At 72.6% G+C, this 16,002-nt stretch carries 15 protein-coding genes and 1 tRNA gene; 11 read left to right on the forward strand and 5 right to left on the reverse strand.

From position 1 onward, the window contains the following. Nucleotides 1-32: 32 nt before the first annotated feature. A complete protein-coding gene (locus tag ABD140_RS10375; protein WP_344239299.1) occupies nt 33-206 on the forward strand; it encodes a hypothetical protein in 174 nt (57 codons plus the stop codon). Nucleotides 207-433: 227 nt separating this feature from the next. Here the strand turns inward: ABD140_RS10375 and ABD140_RS10380 are convergent. The 4 genes from ABD140_RS10380 to ABD140_RS10395 all read right to left on the reverse strand — a co-directional run bounded on the left by ABD140_RS10380 (nt 434) and on the right by ABD140_RS10395 (nt 3,558). Continuing rightward, nucleotides 434-510 (reverse strand) — tRNA-Lys (locus ABD140_RS10380). Between the two features lie 24 nt (nt 511-534). Continuing rightward, nucleotides 535-1,806 carry an MFS transporter gene (locus ABD140_RS10385; protein ID WP_344239301.1) on the reverse strand — a complete coding sequence of 424 codons (1,272 nt, stop codon included), beginning with the start codon at nt 1,804-1,806 and terminating at the stop codon, nt 535-537. 218 nt (nt 1,807-2,024) lie between these two features. Beyond that, the gene (locus tag ABD140_RS10390) at nt 2,025-2,555 is read right to left on the reverse strand and encodes a response regulator transcription factor (RefSeq protein WP_344239303.1); all 531 of its coding nucleotides are present in this window, start codon (nt 2,553-2,555) and stop codon (nt 2,025-2,027) included. Between the two features lie 97 nt (nt 2,556-2,652). Beyond that, nucleotides 2,653-3,558 carry an LLM class F420-dependent oxidoreductase gene (locus ABD140_RS10395; protein ID WP_344239305.1) on the reverse strand — a complete coding sequence of 302 codons (906 nt, stop codon included), beginning with the start codon at nt 3,556-3,558 and terminating at the stop codon, nt 2,653-2,655. 212 nt (nt 3,559-3,770) lie between these two features. Here ABD140_RS10395 and ABD140_RS10400 point away from each other — a divergent pair, with 212 nt between their 5' ends. The 6 genes from ABD140_RS10400 (at nt 3,771) to ABD140_RS10425 (ending at nt 9,447) form a co-directional block, all read left to right on the forward strand. Next, nucleotides 3,771-5,921, forward strand: a complete 2,151-nt coding sequence (locus ABD140_RS10400; RefSeq protein WP_344239307.1) for a sensor histidine kinase — start codon at nt 3,771-3,773, stop codon at nt 5,919-5,921. Nucleotides 5,922-5,956: 35 nt separating this feature from the next. Continuing rightward, nucleotides 5,957-6,379: a roadblock/LC7 domain-containing protein gene (locus ABD140_RS10405; protein WP_425544098.1), complete on the forward strand. Its 423-nt coding sequence runs from the start codon at nt 5,957-5,959 to the stop codon at nt 6,377-6,379. Further along, nucleotides 6,379-6,750 (forward strand): DUF742 domain-containing protein, encoded by a 372-nt coding sequence (locus ABD140_RS10410; RefSeq protein ID WP_344239309.1) that lies wholly within the window; start codon nt 6,379-6,381, stop codon nt 6,748-6,750. Before ABD140_RS10405 ends, ABD140_RS10410 begins: the two co-directional genes overlap by 1 nt. Beyond that, the gene (locus ABD140_RS10415) at nt 6,731-7,309 is read left to right on the forward strand and encodes a GTP-binding protein (RefSeq protein WP_344239311.1); all 579 of its coding nucleotides are present in this window, start codon (nt 6,731-6,733) and stop codon (nt 7,307-7,309) included. Before ABD140_RS10410 ends, ABD140_RS10415 begins: the two co-directional genes overlap by 20 nt. Further along, complete coding sequence (locus ABD140_RS10420; protein ID WP_344239313.1) at nt 7,306-8,562, forward strand: ABC transporter substrate-binding protein; 1,257 nt, start codon at nt 7,306-7,308, stop codon at nt 8,560-8,562. Before ABD140_RS10415 ends, ABD140_RS10420 begins: the two co-directional genes overlap by 4 nt. A gap of 111 nt (nt 8,563-8,673) precedes the next feature. Continuing rightward, on the forward strand, nt 8,674-9,447 hold the full coding sequence (locus ABD140_RS10425) for a mechanosensitive ion channel family protein (protein ID WP_344239315.1): 774 nt from the start codon (nt 8,674-8,676) through the stop codon (nt 9,445-9,447). A 54-nt stretch (nt 9,448-9,501) separates the two neighbouring features. Here ABD140_RS10425 and ABD140_RS10430 read toward each other — a convergent pair whose 3' ends face one another. After that, entirely contained in the window at nt 9,502-9,759 is a 258-nt protein-coding gene (locus ABD140_RS10430) for a DUF6401 family natural product biosynthesis protein (RefSeq protein ID WP_344239317.1), read from the reverse strand. Between the two features lie 121 nt (nt 9,760-9,880). On the opposite strand from ABD140_RS10430, the gene ABD140_RS10435 reads away from it, so the two are divergent. The 4 genes from ABD140_RS10435 (at nt 9,881) to ABD140_RS10450 (ending at nt 15,919) form a co-directional block, all read left to right on the forward strand. Then, the gene (locus ABD140_RS10435; RefSeq protein WP_344239319.1) at nt 9,881-11,614 is read left to right on the forward strand and encodes a GMC oxidoreductase; all 1,734 of its coding nucleotides are present in this window, start codon (nt 9,881-9,883) and stop codon (nt 11,612-11,614) included. Nucleotides 11,615-11,739: 125 nt separating this feature from the next. Continuing rightward, entirely contained in the window at nt 11,740-14,232 is a 2,493-nt protein-coding gene (locus ABD140_RS10440; protein WP_344239321.1) for an ATP-dependent Clp protease ATP-binding subunit, read from the forward strand. A gap of 44 nt (nt 14,233-14,276) precedes the next feature. After that, complete coding sequence (locus ABD140_RS10445; RefSeq protein ID WP_425544099.1) at nt 14,277-15,275, forward strand: GlxA family transcriptional regulator; 999 nt, start codon at nt 14,277-14,279, stop codon at nt 15,273-15,275. An 11-nt stretch (nt 15,276-15,286) separates the two neighbouring features. Further along, nucleotides 15,287-15,919, forward strand: coding sequence for a DJ-1/PfpI family protein (locus ABD140_RS10450; protein ID WP_344239325.1), 633 nt, complete (start codon nt 15,287-15,289; stop codon nt 15,917-15,919). Nucleotides 15,920-16,002 lie beyond the last annotated feature (83 nt).

Genomic DNA, 16,002 nt, shown 5'->3' on the forward strand with positions numbered 1-16,002 from the left:
TATGAGGTCCGTACCGCCATGACGATCCCGGCATGGAAGCCGCCAAGAGCCTGGGCATGCGTTCGTTCGCATGGTGGGGTGGTGCGTTGTCGTGCGGCGGTGCCGGTGGACCGGTCGCTGACGGGCAGCTCTCTTCTGCCTTCGGCCACGGCGGCTTCCCCGCCCGCCCGCTCGACGTGTCCGGCCCGGATGTCGTTCCACCGTGAGTAACCGCTCATCGCCGGTCCCCCTCCTCTTCCGTCGGAGACGGCCTTTCGTCCCGGATGGACGTCTCCATCTATGGACGAGTCCTTCGCTCCGTCCTTGGACGGGTGGGCCTCGGACGTTCTGGAAGGTCGGGGGAGCGAGGGGCCACGGGTGAGGGAGGGGCTGCGGAGCGGAAAACCCCCGGAAACGCCTTCAGCGCAGCTCCGATGGAGCTGCGCTGAAGAGGTGGTGCGCCGCCAGGGACTCGAACCCCGGACCCGCTGATTAAGAGTCAGCTGCTCTAACCAACTGAGCTAGCGGCGCCGGTGTCTTTCGACGTGGAGAACATTACCGGGGCCGGGGGACTTGCGCGAATCGGCGGACGGTGCGGTGGGTGCGGTGCATCTGCCAGAGGCCGAGGAGCCACAGGGGGTACTGGGCGAGCCAGGCGAGGCGGAAGGCCTCGGGGGTGAAGGCGGAGGCGGCGGGGGCGGCGAGGTCGAGGATGACGCCCATGGCGAGGATGGTGATGAGGGCGGCGGTGAAGCCGCCGGCGTTGACGATGCCGGTGGCGGTGCCGAGGCGGGCGGGCGGGTTGTGGGCGCGGGCGTGGTCGAAGGCGGCCATGCTGGCGGGGCCGCCGACGGCGGTGACGGTGACCAGGAGGGTCAGGAGCCACAGGGGGGCGTGGCCGGGGAGGGCCAGGACGGCGGTCCAGGCGGCGATGATCGTCCAGATGATGCCGGCGGTCACGCGGAGGTGGTGGGTGGGGTGGGTGCCGAGCCAGCGGCCGATGACGGGGCCGGAGGCGACGTTGGCGAGGACGAAGACGATGAGGAGGGTGCCGGCGGCGCCGGGGGAGAGGCCCTGGGCGGAGACGAGGTAGGGGTAGCCCCACATCAGCGCGAAGGTGTTGGCGGCGAACTGGGTGGTGAAGTGCGTCCAGAAGCCGAGGCGGGTGCCGGGGTTGCGCCAGGCGGCGGCGAGGTTGGTCCGGGTCTGGGCGAGGGTGGGGACGGCGGCGGCGCGGGGCGGGTCGCGCAGGACGGCGAGGCTGAGCACGGCGACGAGGGCGCCGAGGGCGGCGGCGGAGCCGTAGGCGGCGCTCCAGCCGGGGCCGTGCAGGAGGGCGACGAGGGGCACGGCGCTGAGGACCTGGCCGGCCTGGCCGAGGAGCCCGGTGAGCTGGGTGACGAGCGGGATCTGCCGGAGGGGGAACCAGCCGGAGGCGAGGCTGAGGACGCTGATGAACGTGGCGGCGTCGCCGGCGCCGACGAGGACGCGGGCGGCGATGGCGGTGCCGACGTCGGTGGCGAAGGCGAGGAGGAGCTGCCCGGCCGCCATGAGCAGCGCCCCGGCCGTGATCATCGCGCGGGGCCCGAACCGGTCGAGCAGCAGCCCCACGGGGACCTGGCAGGAGGCGTAGACGAGCACCTGCAGGACGGTGAACGTGGACAGGACGCTCGCGGTGGTGTCGAAGCGCCCGGCGGCCTCGATGCCCGCGACGCCGAAGGACGTGCGGTGCAGCACGGCGGTGATGTAGGCGCAAATGCCCACCGCCCACAGGATCCAGGCGAGCCGCGGGGTGCGGTCGCGCTCGGACGGGCGGACGGCGGGCATTTGTGGGGCGTTTGGCACGATCCAACACTTTATGCGGAGTGGAGAAGGTGCCCCGGCCTCGGGGTACGTGGCCCCGAACACAGCGAACGCGTCAATCACGTCCAATACATGGACGATCGACCTCCTTCACCGGAAAGAGTAATTGTTCGCTGATAAGCATTCCCGGGAAGGTTCCGACACACTCGGCATCGGAGTGGTGACTCAGGGTGACAATATGCTCACCACGGGGCGGGCCGGCCGGTGAGCCGCTCGCTCAGCACCCCGCGCCACAGCGAGATGGCCGTCGCCCGGTTGGGCACCCCCAGCTTGGCGTAGATCCGGTTCACGTGGTTCTTCACGGTCTTCTCGCTGAGGTAGAGCTCGCGGGCGATCTCGCCGTTGGAGCGCCCGGCCGCGATGAGGTCCATCACCTCGGCCTCGCGGGCGGACAGCCCGAGCCCGGCCCGGGCCGCCGCCCGCACCGCCCGCACGAAGTCCAGGTGGTCGAAGTCCGCGGCGAGGTCGGCGCCCAGCACCAGCACCCGGCAGCGCTGGTTCAGCGCCGGGGCGAAGGCCGGGTCGTCCAGGATGACGACGTCGGGCCGCAGCTGCAGGACGAGCGGAAGCGGGTCGCCGGGGGTGTCGCCGACGACGGCCGCCTCGCCGCCGGCGTTCAGCCGCACGACCATGGCCGCGCGCGCCGCGTGGTCGGCGTGCGTCACCAGGACCCTGAGCGGTTCGCGTCCGTCCGTGGTCGTGCCCGTGGCCATACCGGTTTCTCCCGATGTCTAAGGCTTTGCCCGTTCGGATAAGCCGGGATACTAACCGTCGGTATAGCCTTCTGTCACTGTGCTGTGCGGCAATTCCTCACAGTTGGGAAAGGACTTCGGAGGCGACCAGATCCAGGTGGTCCAGATCCGACGGATCGAGGACCTGCAAATACAGCCTTCCGGTGCCGACCTCGGCGAACCTGCCGATTTTGTCCACCAATTCGGAAGGCGTCCCCGCCAGCCCGTTGGTCCGCAGCTCCTCGGGCGCGCGGCGGATCGCCTCGGCCCGGCGCGCGATCTCCGCCTCGGTGCGCCCGCAGCACAGCACCTGCGCCGCGGAGTAGACGAGCCCGCGCGGCGCCACCGCGCGCACCCGCTCGTACGCCTCGGCGGTCTCGGCGATCGAGTGGAACGGCACGTTGTACTCGGCGGCGTACCGGGCGGCCAGGGCCGGCGTCTTCTTGCGGCCGACCCCGCCGATGATGATCGGCGGCCCCCCGTCCTGGACGGGCTTGGGCAGCGCGGGTGAATCCGTCAGCGTGTAGTGCTCGCCGGAGAAGGAGTACGGCCCCGGGGCGCGCCACAGCCCCGTGATGATCTCGAGCTGCTCCGCGAGCCGGGCGAAGCGTTCGGCGGTGGAGGGGAACGGGATGCCGTAGGAGGCGTGCTCGCGTTCGAACCAGCCGGCGCCCAGGCCCAGCTCCACCCGGCCGCCGCTCATCTGGTCGACCTGGGCGACGCTGATGGCCAGCGGCCCGGGCAGCCGGAAGGTGGCGCTGGTGACCATGGTCCCCAGCCGGATCGTGGAGGTCTCGCGGGCCAGCGCCGCCAGGGTCAGCCAGGCGTCCGTCGGTCCGGGCAGGCCGTCGCCCCCGCCGATGACCTGATAGTGGTCAGAACGGAAAAAAGCATCGAAACCACACTCTTCAGCCCGCCGCGCCACCGCGAGCAACTGCTCGTAGGTCGCGCCCTCCTGGGGTTCGGTGAAGATACGCAAACGCATGGTTCATCCCCTTAGGTGTTATGTAGCTGTATTGTCACTGAAGGTCATGTGTCGGGATGGTTGCCAATCTGTTTCCGAAGCCTCCTTATGTTTGGTGAAACCGCACGATATGATCGCTATCTTTGTGAAGTGGGTCACATTGGGGGATAGGTGTGGTGGGTGGTGAACAGCGGCGCCCGACGCGGTCCATCCGGCGGTTGATCGTCTCGCTGTTGACGGTACCCCTGGTGACGCTCGTCGTACTCTGGGGATTCGCCGTCTCCGCGGCGTGGACGGACACCCTGCGGCTCGTCCGGTCGAACACCTTCCTGACCCATGTCGTGGAGCCCGTCGAGGCGCTCACCGCCGGCCTGCAGCACGAGCGGCGCATGTCCATGGCGCTGCTCGCCGACAGCCCCGTCGTCGGCATGGTCGGCCTCAAGGCGCAGCGCGCGCGCACCGACGCCGCACGCGGGCGGCTCCTGAGCGCCTACCGCAGCTCGGAGCTCGACTCCGTCTCCAGCGAGCTGCTGGACCTGCGGATCAACGCCCTCATCCAGGAGCTGGACGGCCTGGACGCCCTGCGCGCCGAGATCGACCGGCAGGCGACCGACCGGGAGACCGTCCTGAAGCGGTACTCGGCGCTGGTCGTCGCCGGGAACATGGTCTACGACTCCGCCGACACCGGCGACGCCGCCCTCAACCGCGAGATCCGCGTCCACGTCTCCCTCGCCCACGCGCACGAGATGATCTCCTACGAGGACGCGCTGCTGGCCGGCGCGCTCACCGCCGGGGCCCCCACCCGCGCCGAGTACACCGAGTTCGTGCAGACCGTCGGCGCCCACCGCGTCCGGTACGCCGAGATCCTCAAGGGCCTGGGCGCCGAGGACCGCCGCTACTTCGAACGGCTCCAGCGCTCCGAGCACTACCTGGCCTTCCAGGAGCTGGAGGACAGGCTGATGGCCGATCCGGGCACCGCCGCCGCGCCCGCCGTCGACGCGGGGGAGTGGCACACCGCCAGCGAGCGCTGGCTGAACGACCTGGTGCGCTTCCACGCCGACACCCGCGAGGCGCTCTCGGGGCGGGCCGTGGACTACGCCAAGGGCGTCCTGCTGCGGATGGCGCTCTCCGGCGGCCTCGGCCTCGTCGCGGTGGTCGTCTCGATCGTGTTCGGCGTCCGCACGGGCCGGCGGCTGATCCGGGAGAACCGCAGGATGGTCCGCGCCCTGGAGGGCTTCACCGAGGAGCGGCTGCCGTCGATCTCCGAGCTGGTGCACCAGGGCGTGGAGATCGACCCGGACGAGGGCATGCCGCTGCGCGACTTCACCATCACCGAGATCGCCCAGGTGCACGAGGCCTTCGCCCGGTCCCGGCGGGCCGTGGTCGCCGCGACCGTCAGCGAGGTCGCCGCGCGGCGCGGCCTCGGCGAGGTCTTCGTCAACCTCGCCCGGCGCAACCAGGTGCTGCTGCAGCGGCTCCTGCGCCTGCTGGACGCCATGGAGCGCAAGGCCAAGACGCCCGAGGACCTCACCGACCTGTTCGAGATCGACCACCTGGTCACCCGCATGCGCCGCCACGCCGAGGGGCTGGTGATCCTCGCCGGGCGGCCCGCGGGGCGCACCTGGCGCCGCCCCGTCCCGGTCGTGGACGTGGTGCGGGCCGCCGTCGCGGAGATCGAGGACTACCAGCGGGTCAAGGTGCCGCCGATCCCCGAGGACCTGGCCGTGGCCGGCACCGCCACCGCCGACGTGGTGCACCTGCTGGCCGAGCTGATCGAGAACGCCGCCATGTACTCCCCGCCGGAGATGCAGGTGCAGATCACCGCGCAGGCCGTCGCGCACGGCCTGGCGCTGGAGGTGGAGGACCGGGGCCTGGGCCTGGACGAGGACAAGCGCGAGAGCCTCAACCAGACCCTGGCCGAGGCGCCGGACTTCGACCTGTTCGACAGCGCCCGCCTCGGCCTGTTCGTGGTGGCGCGGCTGGCCCGGCGGCACGACATCGCCGTGCGGCTCCGTCCCTCCCCCTACGGCGGGACCACGGCGATCGTGGTGCTGCCGCCGGGTGTGCTGGTGGAGGCGCAGGAGGAGCCCGCGGCGCCCGAGCCGAAGCCGGAGCCGCGGTCCAGGCCGCGCAGGGAGCAGCCGGTCGCGGTCCCCGCGGCCGGGGAGGGCGAGCTGCCGCGCCGGGTGCGCCAGAGCAACCTGGCGCCCCAGCTGCGGGAGCAGGGCGGGACGGACCCGGCGGGCGCCCGGCCCGCGGCCCCCCCCCCGCCGGGGGGGGGGGGCGGGCCCGCCCCCCCCCCCCCCCGCCCCGGCGGCCCGCCCACCGGAACAGGCGCGCGACCTCATGTCCGCGATGCAGCGGGGCTGGCAGCGCGGACGTGACGAGATCGCTTCGCAGGCGCGAGAAGAAGGACGGGATGACCATGACCAGTGACCTCTCCACGCAGGTCAAGGGAGAACTCAGCTGGCTGCTCGACGCGATGCTCGAGCGGGTGGTGGAGGCGCGGCACATCGTGCTGCTCTCCTCGGACGGACTGCGGATCGCCGCGTCCCGGGGGCTGGAGCGGGAGGAGGCCGAGCACCTGTCGGCGGTCGCCTCGGGGTTCCAGAGCCTGGCGCGGGGCACCGCCGAGCACTTCCAGGCGGGCGGGGTGCGGCAGACCATCGTGGAGATGGAGCGGGGCTTCCTGTTCGTCACGGCGGCGGGCCACGGCGCCTGCCTGGCGCTGCTCGCCGAGGAGGGCGCGGACGTGGGCGTGATCGCCTACGAGATGGCGCTGCTGGTCAGCCGGGTCGGACAGCACCTGTCCGCTGAGACGAGGCAGTCGGGCCGGGCCTGATGGACGAGCCCGCATGGGCCGATGAGGACGCCGGCCCGATCGTACGCCCGTACGCCCTGACCGGCGGCCGGACCCGGGACGAGCACGGTGGGCGGCTCGACCTGCTCGATCTCGTCGAGACCACGGGCGAGGAACCGGAGCGGAGGATGGACCTCGGCCCCGAACACCTGCGGATCCGGCGGCTCACCGCCGAGCCGCTCTCGGTGGCCGAGGTGGCCGCCGACCTTGATCTGCCGCTGGACGTGGTCCGCGTCCTGCTGGGAGATCTGCTCAAGCACGGGCTGGTCCGCCTGCGGAAGCCGGCCTCGGTGTCGCGCCTGACCGACGCGCGACTGCTCAAGGAAGTGATCGATGGACTCTCAGCCCTATAGCAGCCACGACCCCGTCGCGATCAAGATCATGATCGCGGGCGGTTTCGGCGTCGGCAAGACGACGATGGTCGGCGCGGTCAGCGAGATCAAGCCGCTGCGCACCGAGGCCGCGATGACCGAGAAGAGCGAGGGCGTGGACGACACCGGGCACGTCCGCGACAAGACGACGACCACGGTCGCGATGGACTTCGGCCGCATCACCATGCGCGAGGGCCTGAGCATCTACCTGTTCGGCACCCCCGGCCAGGACAGGTTCTGGTTCATGTGGGACGAGCTGGCGCACGGGGCGCTGGGCGCGGTGGTGCTCGCCGACACCCGCAGGCTCGCCGAGTCCTTCGCCTCGGTCGACTACTTCGAGGAGCGGCGCCTGCCGTTCATCGTCGCGGTGAACTGCTTCGACGGGGCCAGGCGCCACTCTCCCGAGGACATCAGGTCGGCGCTGGACCTCGACCCGCGGGTGCCGATCGTGCTCTGCGACGCCCGTTCCCGGGAGTCGGCGAAGGAGGCGCTGATCACGCTGGTCGGCCATGTGCTGGACGGGGCGGGGACGCGGGCGTGAGAAGGGCTTGTCTGGCCGCGGCGGCACTGCTGCTGGTGCTGTCCGGCTGTTCGGGCGAGGGCGGGCGCGCGGACGCGCGGGGGACGCCGGGCGTCACCGCGGCGCCCTGCCCCGACGCGGTCAACCCGGACAACGGCTGCGTCTACCTCGGCACGCTCACCGACCTCACCGGCCCGTTCAGCGCGATCTCCACGGTGGCGACCCGGGCGCAGGCGGCGTTCTGGAAGCGGGTGAACGCCCAGGGCGGGATCGGCGGCTACGACATCGACGTCACCCGGTACGTGCGCGACACCGGGTACGACGAGGCGGCGCACGAGAAGCTGTACGCGCAGACCAAGGACCACGTCCTGGCCTACGCGCAGATGATCGGCTCCCCGCACGTCAACCGGATCCTGCCCTCGATGCTGGCGGAGAAGGTCATCACCACGCCGCTGAGCTGGTCGTCGCAGTGGAACTTCGTCCCGAACGTGCTGGAGGCCGGGGGGAGCTACTGCGTCGAGGCGATGAACGCCGTCGACTACGCGGTCGACGGGTTCGCGCGGGAGAAGAAGCCGTACAGGGTCAAGAGCGTGATGTCGATCGGCTACCCGGGCGAGTTCGGCGCCGACTCCGCGGGCGGGACGCGGATCGCCGCCCAGCGGCGAGGCCTGGTTCACCGCCCCGTCCTCATGGATCAGGGCGCGGGCGCGAAGGTCGTTCCGCAGATCCTGAAGCGCAGGCCCGACCTGGTCGTCATCGCCGCGACGCCCGGCGACACCACGGCGATCGTGCGGACGGCGGTCCAGCAGGGGTACAAGGGCAGGTTCGTCGGCAACAACCCGTCCTGGATCGAGCCGATGGCCGACGTCCCGGGCTTCCGGGGCCACTTCTGGCTGGCCGGTCCCTGGCGCCCCTACGCCACGGACTCCCCGGGCCACGCGGCCATGCGCGCCGCGCTCGGCGACGTCGCGGAGTCGGACGCCTATGTCAGCGGCTGGACGTACTCCTACGGGCTCAAGGCGGCGCTGGAGAAGGCGGCTGACACCGGGCGCCTCACTCGCGCCTCGCTGCTGAAGGCCGCGGCGGACCTCACGCAGGTCGACTACGAGGGCATCCTCCCGGAGGAGGCGGGGAACATGAGCCGGCCCTTCCGGCAGACGGTGTTCAGCGTGCCCGACCGGCGGCAGTACACCGGGATCCGGGTCGTGGAGGACTTCTACGAGGGGCCGACGGCCCGTGCGCACCGGCTCACGGGGCCGTGCGCGGGGACCTGAGCCCGCCGCCCCGTATGTCCGACCCAGACCGGAGCTTTGACAGAGGAGTACTTTCTACATCTATCCCCCGGGTAAGGACATCACAGATAGTCACCTTCCGGGGGAGAGGCCATGAACTTCGGCAATACGTTGCGGGACGTGTTCGACACGGTGATCCGGACCGTGCCGCAGATCGTGGTGTTCATCGTGGTGCTGGTCATCGGATGGATCATCGCGAAGGTGCTGCGGACCGTGGTGGTCAAGGTGCTGGACAAGCTGCACTTCAACCGGCTCACCGAGCGCGGCTGGCTGGGCCGGGCGATGGACCGCAGCGAGTACAGCGCCAGCGGCCTGGTCGCGGCGCTGGTCTACTACGCGATCCTGCTGATCACGCTGCAGCTCGCGTTCGGCGTGTTCGGCCGCAACCCGATCAGCGACCTGCTGAGCGCCATCGTGGCGTGGATCCCCAGGGCGATCGTGGCGATCGTGCTGGTCGTGATCGCCGCCGCGATCGGCCACGCGATCAGGAACCTCGTCGACGGGGCGATCGGCCACCTGTCCTACGGGCGGATCCTGGCCGTCATCGCGGAGATCTTCGTGGTCGTCCTCGGTGTGATCGCCGCCCTGAACCAGGTGGGCATCGCCACCACCGTCACCACTCCGGTGCTGGTCGCGGTGCTGGCCACGGTCGGCGCGGTGATCGCGATCGGCGTCGGCGGCGGCCTGGTCCGGCCGATGCAGCAGCGCTGGGACCGCTGGCTGAGCGGTATCGAGGACGAGACGGCCCGCAAGGGCGGCGTCAGTGCCGGAGCCGCCCGCGACCGGGGCAGGGAGGACGCCCTGCGCGGTGAGGGCGCGACGTCCCAGAGCTCGTGGGAGGCCGAGCAGCGCACCCGGAACATGTGATCGCTCCGCGCAAGGCCCCGCCCGCCGTCACGGCGGGCGGGGCCTTTTCACGGGTCAGGCGCGGTCGATCAGCCGCTGGACGGCGAGCACGCGCTGGGCGTGCCAGTCCAGCCGGGGGCCCAGCTGCCAGCCGGCCTCCTCCAGCGCCTCCAGGAAGCCGTCGAGGTAGTCCCGCAGGGTGGCCCGGGTGACCGGGAGCCCGCTGGCCTCCAGGATGTCCCGTACCGCGGCGGCGTGCTGGTCGGCGGCGGCGGCCAGCCCGGGGGCCCAGGGGGCGCGGCTCAGGAGGGGGAGGAACGAATATTCCGGCATAAGCCCCAAAGATAGTCAAAGTTCCCTCGTGCTCGCACCGCCCCCCTGCTTCCGCAAAGAAACCGGTAAGGCGAAGAATGTCCAGATTCGTGGTGGGAGGTCGCCGGGTACGTTCCCGGCCATGGACTACGACGTGCTGGTGATCGGCTCGGGCTTCGGCGGCGCCGTCGCGGCCCTGCGGCTCAGCGAGAAGGGCTACCGGGTGGGGGTCCTGGAGGCGGGCCCGCGGCGCGGGGACCGGGAGCTGCCCCGCACCACCTGGCGGGTGCGCGACTACCTGTGGCTGCCCGTCCTCGGCCTGCGCGGCATCCAGCGCCTCCACCTGCTGCGCGGCCGGCGCGGCCGCACCCTGCTTTTGGGCGGCGCGGGCGTCGGCGGCGGCTCCCTCGTCAGCGCCAACCTCCTGCACCCGCCGCCCGAGGACTTCTACGCCGACCCCCGCTGGGCGCACATCACCGACTGGAGGAGCGAGCTCGCCCCCCACTACGACCAGGCGGCGCGGATGCTCGGCCTCACCGAGAACCCCTCCACGACCGACGCCGACATCCTCTTCCACGAGGTGGCCGAGGACCTCGGCCTGGCGGCGACCTACCGGCGCGCGCCCGTCGCGGTCTTCTTCAACGAGCCGGCCGGGATCCAGGTGCCCGACCCCTACTTCGGCGGGGCGGGGCCACCGCGGCGCGGCTGCATCGAGTGCGGCGAGTGCGTGATCGGCTGCCGGCACGGGGCGAAGAACAAGCTCACCGTGAACTACCTCCACCTGGCCGAACGCGCGGGCGCCGTCGTCCACGCCGACAGCGAGGCGATCCGCGTGCGGCCCCGCTACAACGGCGGGTACGCCGTCCAGGTCGTCAAACCGGGGCGCCGGCTGCCGGGCACCGGGCGGACGTTCACCGCCGGGCAGGTGGTCTTCGCCGCGGGCGCGTACGGTACGCAGCGGCTGCTGCACCGGATGAAGGCCACCGGCGCCCTGCCCGGGCTCTCCGACCGGCTCGGCGCGCTCACCCGCGTCTACACCGAGGTCTACGCAGGGGCCGCACGCCCCAAGGCCACCGGGCGCCCCCTGTACGAGGGCGTGGCGGTCACCTCGTCGCTGCACCCGGAGAACCGCACGGTCATCGAGGCGTTCCGGTTCGGCCGCGGCTCCAACCTCACCGGGCTGCTGCGGGTGCCGCTGCTGGACGGGAGCGGGCTGCCGCGCCCGCTCAAACTCCTCGGCTACGTCCTGCGCCACCCCCTGCGGACGCTGGGCCTGCGGGACGTGCGCCGCTGGTCGGAGCGGGGGCTGACCACCCTCGTCCGGCGGCCCGCGGAGGCCCCGCTCACCCTGCGCCCCCGGCGTTTCGGCAGCGCCCTGCGCGTGGCGGGACCCGCCGCGGGCGAGCAGGGGCCCGACTGGATCCCCGTCGCGCACCGGGCGGCACGGCTGCTGGCCCGGCGCCTGGGCGGCCCGCCGTCCGGCTCCCTGCTCGACCTGATCGGCGTCCCGCCCAGCGGCCACTTCTTCGGCGGCTGCACCATCGGCTCGTCCCGCCGGACCGGTGTCGTCGACCCCTACCAGCGGATCTTCGGGCACCCGTGCCTGCACGTCGCGGACGGCTCCGCCCTCACCGCCGACCCCGGCCCCAGCCCGGCCCTGACCATCCTCGCCCAGGCCGAGCGCGCCATGTCCCTGTGGCCCAACAAGGGCGACGCCGACACCCGCCCCGCCCAGGGCGCGCCCTACGCCCGGCTGGCGCCCGTCCCGCCCCGCCGCCCCGCCGTCCCCGAGGACGCCCCCGCGGCCCTGCGCGTCCGCCTCCCCGGCGTCGCCGCCCTCGCCGACCCGGAGAACCTCGCCGGATGGCCCACCTGACCACCCGGCGAACTGGGTGCTTTGCGTAGTTTGGTGCGACCTTGGGATTGGCGGTGACGGGGAGCGGCTAGCAGAGGAGAAGACCCGGCCCGGCGCCGGGAGCCAGACGCCAAGGGGGATGCGACGTGGCCAGTACACCGTTCGGCTCCATGTTCGACGACCCGTTCCAGAGGTTCGAGTACCTGACGGGGCGGATGTTCGGCTCACCCGAGAGCTGGCCGCCGCGGAGCGGGGGAGTGCAGCGCGTCGACCTCGGCCGCCTGCTGAGCGAGGGCGGCCGCCAGCTCCTGTCCCGGGCGATGGAGCGCGCCGGGGAGCGGGGCGCCGCCGACCTCGACGTGGCCGACCTGCCCGACGCCGCCGCCGAGACCGAGCCCGCGCGCGGCCTGCTGCTCGCGGCGGGCGCCGACCCGGACGCGCTGCTGGCCCGCATCGCCGACCTCGCCGGAGGAGGCGCGGCCGGCGAGCCGCCCACCACCTTCACCCCCGCGGCCAAACGGGCGCTGCTGGACTCCCAGCGCGTCTCCCGGGCGCTGGAGTCGGGGTACATCGGGCCCGAGCACCTGCTCATCGCCCTCGCGGCCAACCCCGGATCGGCGGCCTCGCGGCTGCTGGCCGCCCAGGGCGTGACCGCGAACGAGCTCCAGGACGCCCTGGTGAACCGGCCGAGCCGGGCGGGCGCCCAGCAGGCCAGGGGCGGCTCCGGCGACACCCCCACCCTCGACGAGTACGGCCGCGACCTGACGGCCGAGGCCGAGGAGGGCCGCCTCGACCCGGTCGTCGGCCGCGAGGACGTGATCGAGCAGTGCATCGAGGTGCTCTCGCGCCGCACCAAGAACAACCCGTGCCTCATCGGCGAGCCCGGCGTCGGCAAGACCGCCGTCGTGGAGGGCATCGCCCAGCGCGTCGTCAACGGCGCCGTCCCCGAGACCCTCAAGGACAAGCGGGTCGTCGCGCTGGACCTCACCGGGATGGTCGCCGGTTCCAAGTACCGCGGCGAGTTCGAGGAGCGCATCAAGAAGGTGCTCGACGAGATCCGCGCCCACTCCGACGAGCTGGTGATCTTCATCGACGAGGTGCACACCCTGGTCGGCGCCGGGGCGGCCGAGGGCGGCATGGACGCCGCCAACGTGCTCAAGCCCGCGCTGGCCCGCGGCGAGCTGCACGTCGTGGCCGCCACCACGATCGACGAGTACCGCAAGCACATCGAGAAGGACGGCGCGCTGGAACGCAGGTTCCAGCCGGTGATGGTCGCCGAGCCCACCGTCGACGAGACCGTGCAGATCCTGGCCGGGCTGCGCGACAAGTACGAGGCGCACCACCAGGTCCGCATTACCGACGAGGCGCTGGACGCCGCCGCGCGGCTGTCGGACCGCTACGTCTCCGACCGTTTCCTGCCCGACAAGGCGATCGACCTCATGGACCAGGCCGCCGCCCGGGTGCGGCTGCGCTCCATGTCGCCCGACGAGGACGCGCGGGAGCTGGAGCAGCGCCTGCAGGCACTGCACCGCGACAAGGACCAGGCGGTGTCCAACGAGGACTTCTCCCGCGCCGAGCAGCTGCGCAGGGAGATCGAGCAGCTGCGGCCCGAACTGGAGAACGCCCGGCACGGCCGCGACGACGTGCCCGAGGTGACCACCGTCGACATCGCCGAGGTCGTCTCCCGGCGCACCGGCATCCCCGTCTCCCAGCTCACCGAGGAGGAGCGCGCCCAGCTGCTGCGGCTGGAGGAGCGGCTGCACGAGCGGGTCATCGGCCAGGACGAGGCCGTCGAGGCGGTGTCGGAGGCCGTCCGGCGCGGCAGGGCGGGCCTGGCCGACCCGGACCGGCCGCAGGGCAGCTTCCTGTTCCTCGGGCCGACCGGCGTCGGCAAGACCGAGCTGGCCCGCGCCCTGGCCGACGTGCTGTTCGCCGGGCACATGGTGCGCATCGACATGAGCGAGTTCCAGGAGAAGCACACCGTCAGCCGCCTCATCGGCGCCCCTCCCGGCTACGTCGGCTACGAGGAGGCCGGCCAGCTCACCGAGGCCGTCCGGCGCAGCCCCCACTCCGTCGTCCTGATGGACGAGATCGAGAAGGCGCACCCGGACGTCATGAACATCCTGCTGCAGATGCTCGACGACGGCCGCCTGACCGACGGCCAGGGCCGCACCGTCGACTTCACCAACACGATCGTCATCATGACCAGCAACGTGGGCGCGCAGCAGATCCTGGACGCCGAGGGGGACGTCGCGCAGCTGCGCGAGGAGCTGATGGACCTGCTCCAGCACACCCTGCGCCCCGAGCTGCTCAACCGCATCGACGAGACGATCGTCTTCACCCGCCTGGACCGGGAGCAGCTCCGGCAGATCGTCGACCTGCTCCTGGAGCGGACCCGCCGCCGCCTGCACGGCCAGGGCGTCACCCTGGAGGTCGACGACGCGGCCAAGGACCGGCTCGCCGAGGTGGGCTACAAGCCCGAGTTCGGCGCCCGCCCGCTGCGCCGCACCGTTCAGCGCGAGCTCGACAACCGCCTCTCCCGGATGCTGCTGAACGGCGACCTCGAGGATGGCGCCTCGGTCAGGGTCACCTGCCCCGACGGCGGTGAGCTGGAGTTCGAGGTGAGCCCCGCCGCCTGACGCGCCCCGCCTCGCGGCCGGGACGAGCCGGGCCCCGCGGGCGGATGGCAGGAATCGTCAGATCCGTGTCCTTGCTGCCTCCCGGGGCGCGGCGGGAACCTGGTGGTGTGAAGGTGGTCTTCCTGATCTATCCCGGGTTCCAGAGCCTCGACCTGACGGGGCCGCTGGAGGTGTTCAGCCTGGCCGGGGGCTACGAGGTCGAGACCGTCGCCCTCGGCGGGGGAGTGGTGCGGGCGCACAGCGGGCTCGGCTTCGCGCCCGACCGCGCGGCGGAGGAGTGCGCGGGGCCGATCGACACGCTCGTCGTGGTGGGCGGCGAGGGCGCCCGCGAGGCGGTGGCGGACGCGGCGCTGCTGGAGTGGGTGCGCGCGGCGGCCGAACGGACCCGCCGGCTGTCCTCGGTGTGCAGCGGGGCGTTCGTCCTGGCCGCGGCGGGGCTGCTGGAGGGCAGGGGCGCCACGACGCACTGGCGGGCCTGCGGGCTGCTCGGAGAGTACTTCCCCGGGGTGACCGTGCACGCGGACCGGATCTTCGTCGTGGACGGCCGGGTCTGGACCAGCGCGGGCGTGACGTCCGGGATCGACATGGCCCTGGCCATGGTGGAGCGCGACCGCGGGCCCGAGACCGCGCTGCGGGTCGCCCGCGAGCTGGTGGTGTTCGTCCAGCGGCCCGGCGGCCAGGCCCAGTTCAGCGCGCAGCTCAGCGCGTCGCGGCCGAGGCACCCCGCGCTGGCCGAGCTGCAGGGCTGGATCCCCGAGCACCTGGACGCCGACCTGAGCGTCACCGCCCTCGCCGAACGCGCCGCGATGAGCCCCCGGCACTTCGCCCGGCTGTTCGCCCGGGAGGTCGGGGCGACGCCGGGCGCCTACGTCGAGTCGGTACGGGTCGAGACCGCCCGCCGACTGCTGGAGTCCACCGGCCTGCCGGTGGACGTGATCGCCCGAACCTGCGGGTTCGGCACTCCCGAGACCATGCACCGGAGCTTCCGGCGCCGGATCTCGGTCACCCCCGGCGCCTACCGGAGCCGGTTCGGCACGCACTGAAGGAGCCGCACATGCGCATCGTCCTCCCCCTCTACCCGAACTTCACCGCCCTCGACGCGATCGGCCCGTACGAGGTGCTCTCCCGCCTGCCCGGCGCCGAGACGGTGTTCGCGGCCGTCGAGCCCGGCCCGGTCACCACCGACACCGGGGCCCTCACGGTGCTCGCCGAGACCGCGCTCGCCGACATCACCGAGTGCGACGTGGTCGTCGTCCCCGGCGGCCCCGGCTGCGTGGCCGCGGGCCAGGACGCCGCCTACACCGGCTGGCTGGCCGCCGTCCACCCGACGACCCGCTGGACGGCCTCGGTCTGCTCCGGCTCCCTGCTGCTGGGCGCCGCCGGCATCCTCGACGGCCTGCCCGCCACCTCGCACTGGGCCGTCACCGACACCCTGCCGCTGTTCGGTGCCACCCCCACCCCTCGCCGCACGGTCTTCACCGGCAAGATCGTCACCGCGGCCGGCGTCGCCTCCGGCATCGACATGGCCCTCGCCCTGGCCGCCGAGCTCACCGACCGCGAGACCGCCGAGTCCCTCCAGCTCTTCATCGAGTACGACCCGCAGCCCCCCTTCGACACCGGCTCCCCCGCCAAGGCCCCGGCCGAGATGGTCGAGCGCGTCCGCGAACGGGTCCTGTCGGAGGCCTGACCCGGGCCGGCGGGGTCACCGCCGGACGGGCTCGATGGCACGGCACCGTGCGACGAGCTCCCGGTAGCGGTCGTCCTCGCGCT

This window comes from Actinocorallia libanotica, assembly GCF_039525175.1.
GTDB lineage: Bacteria > Actinomycetota > Actinomycetes > Streptosporangiales > Streptosporangiaceae > Actinocorallia > Actinocorallia libanotica.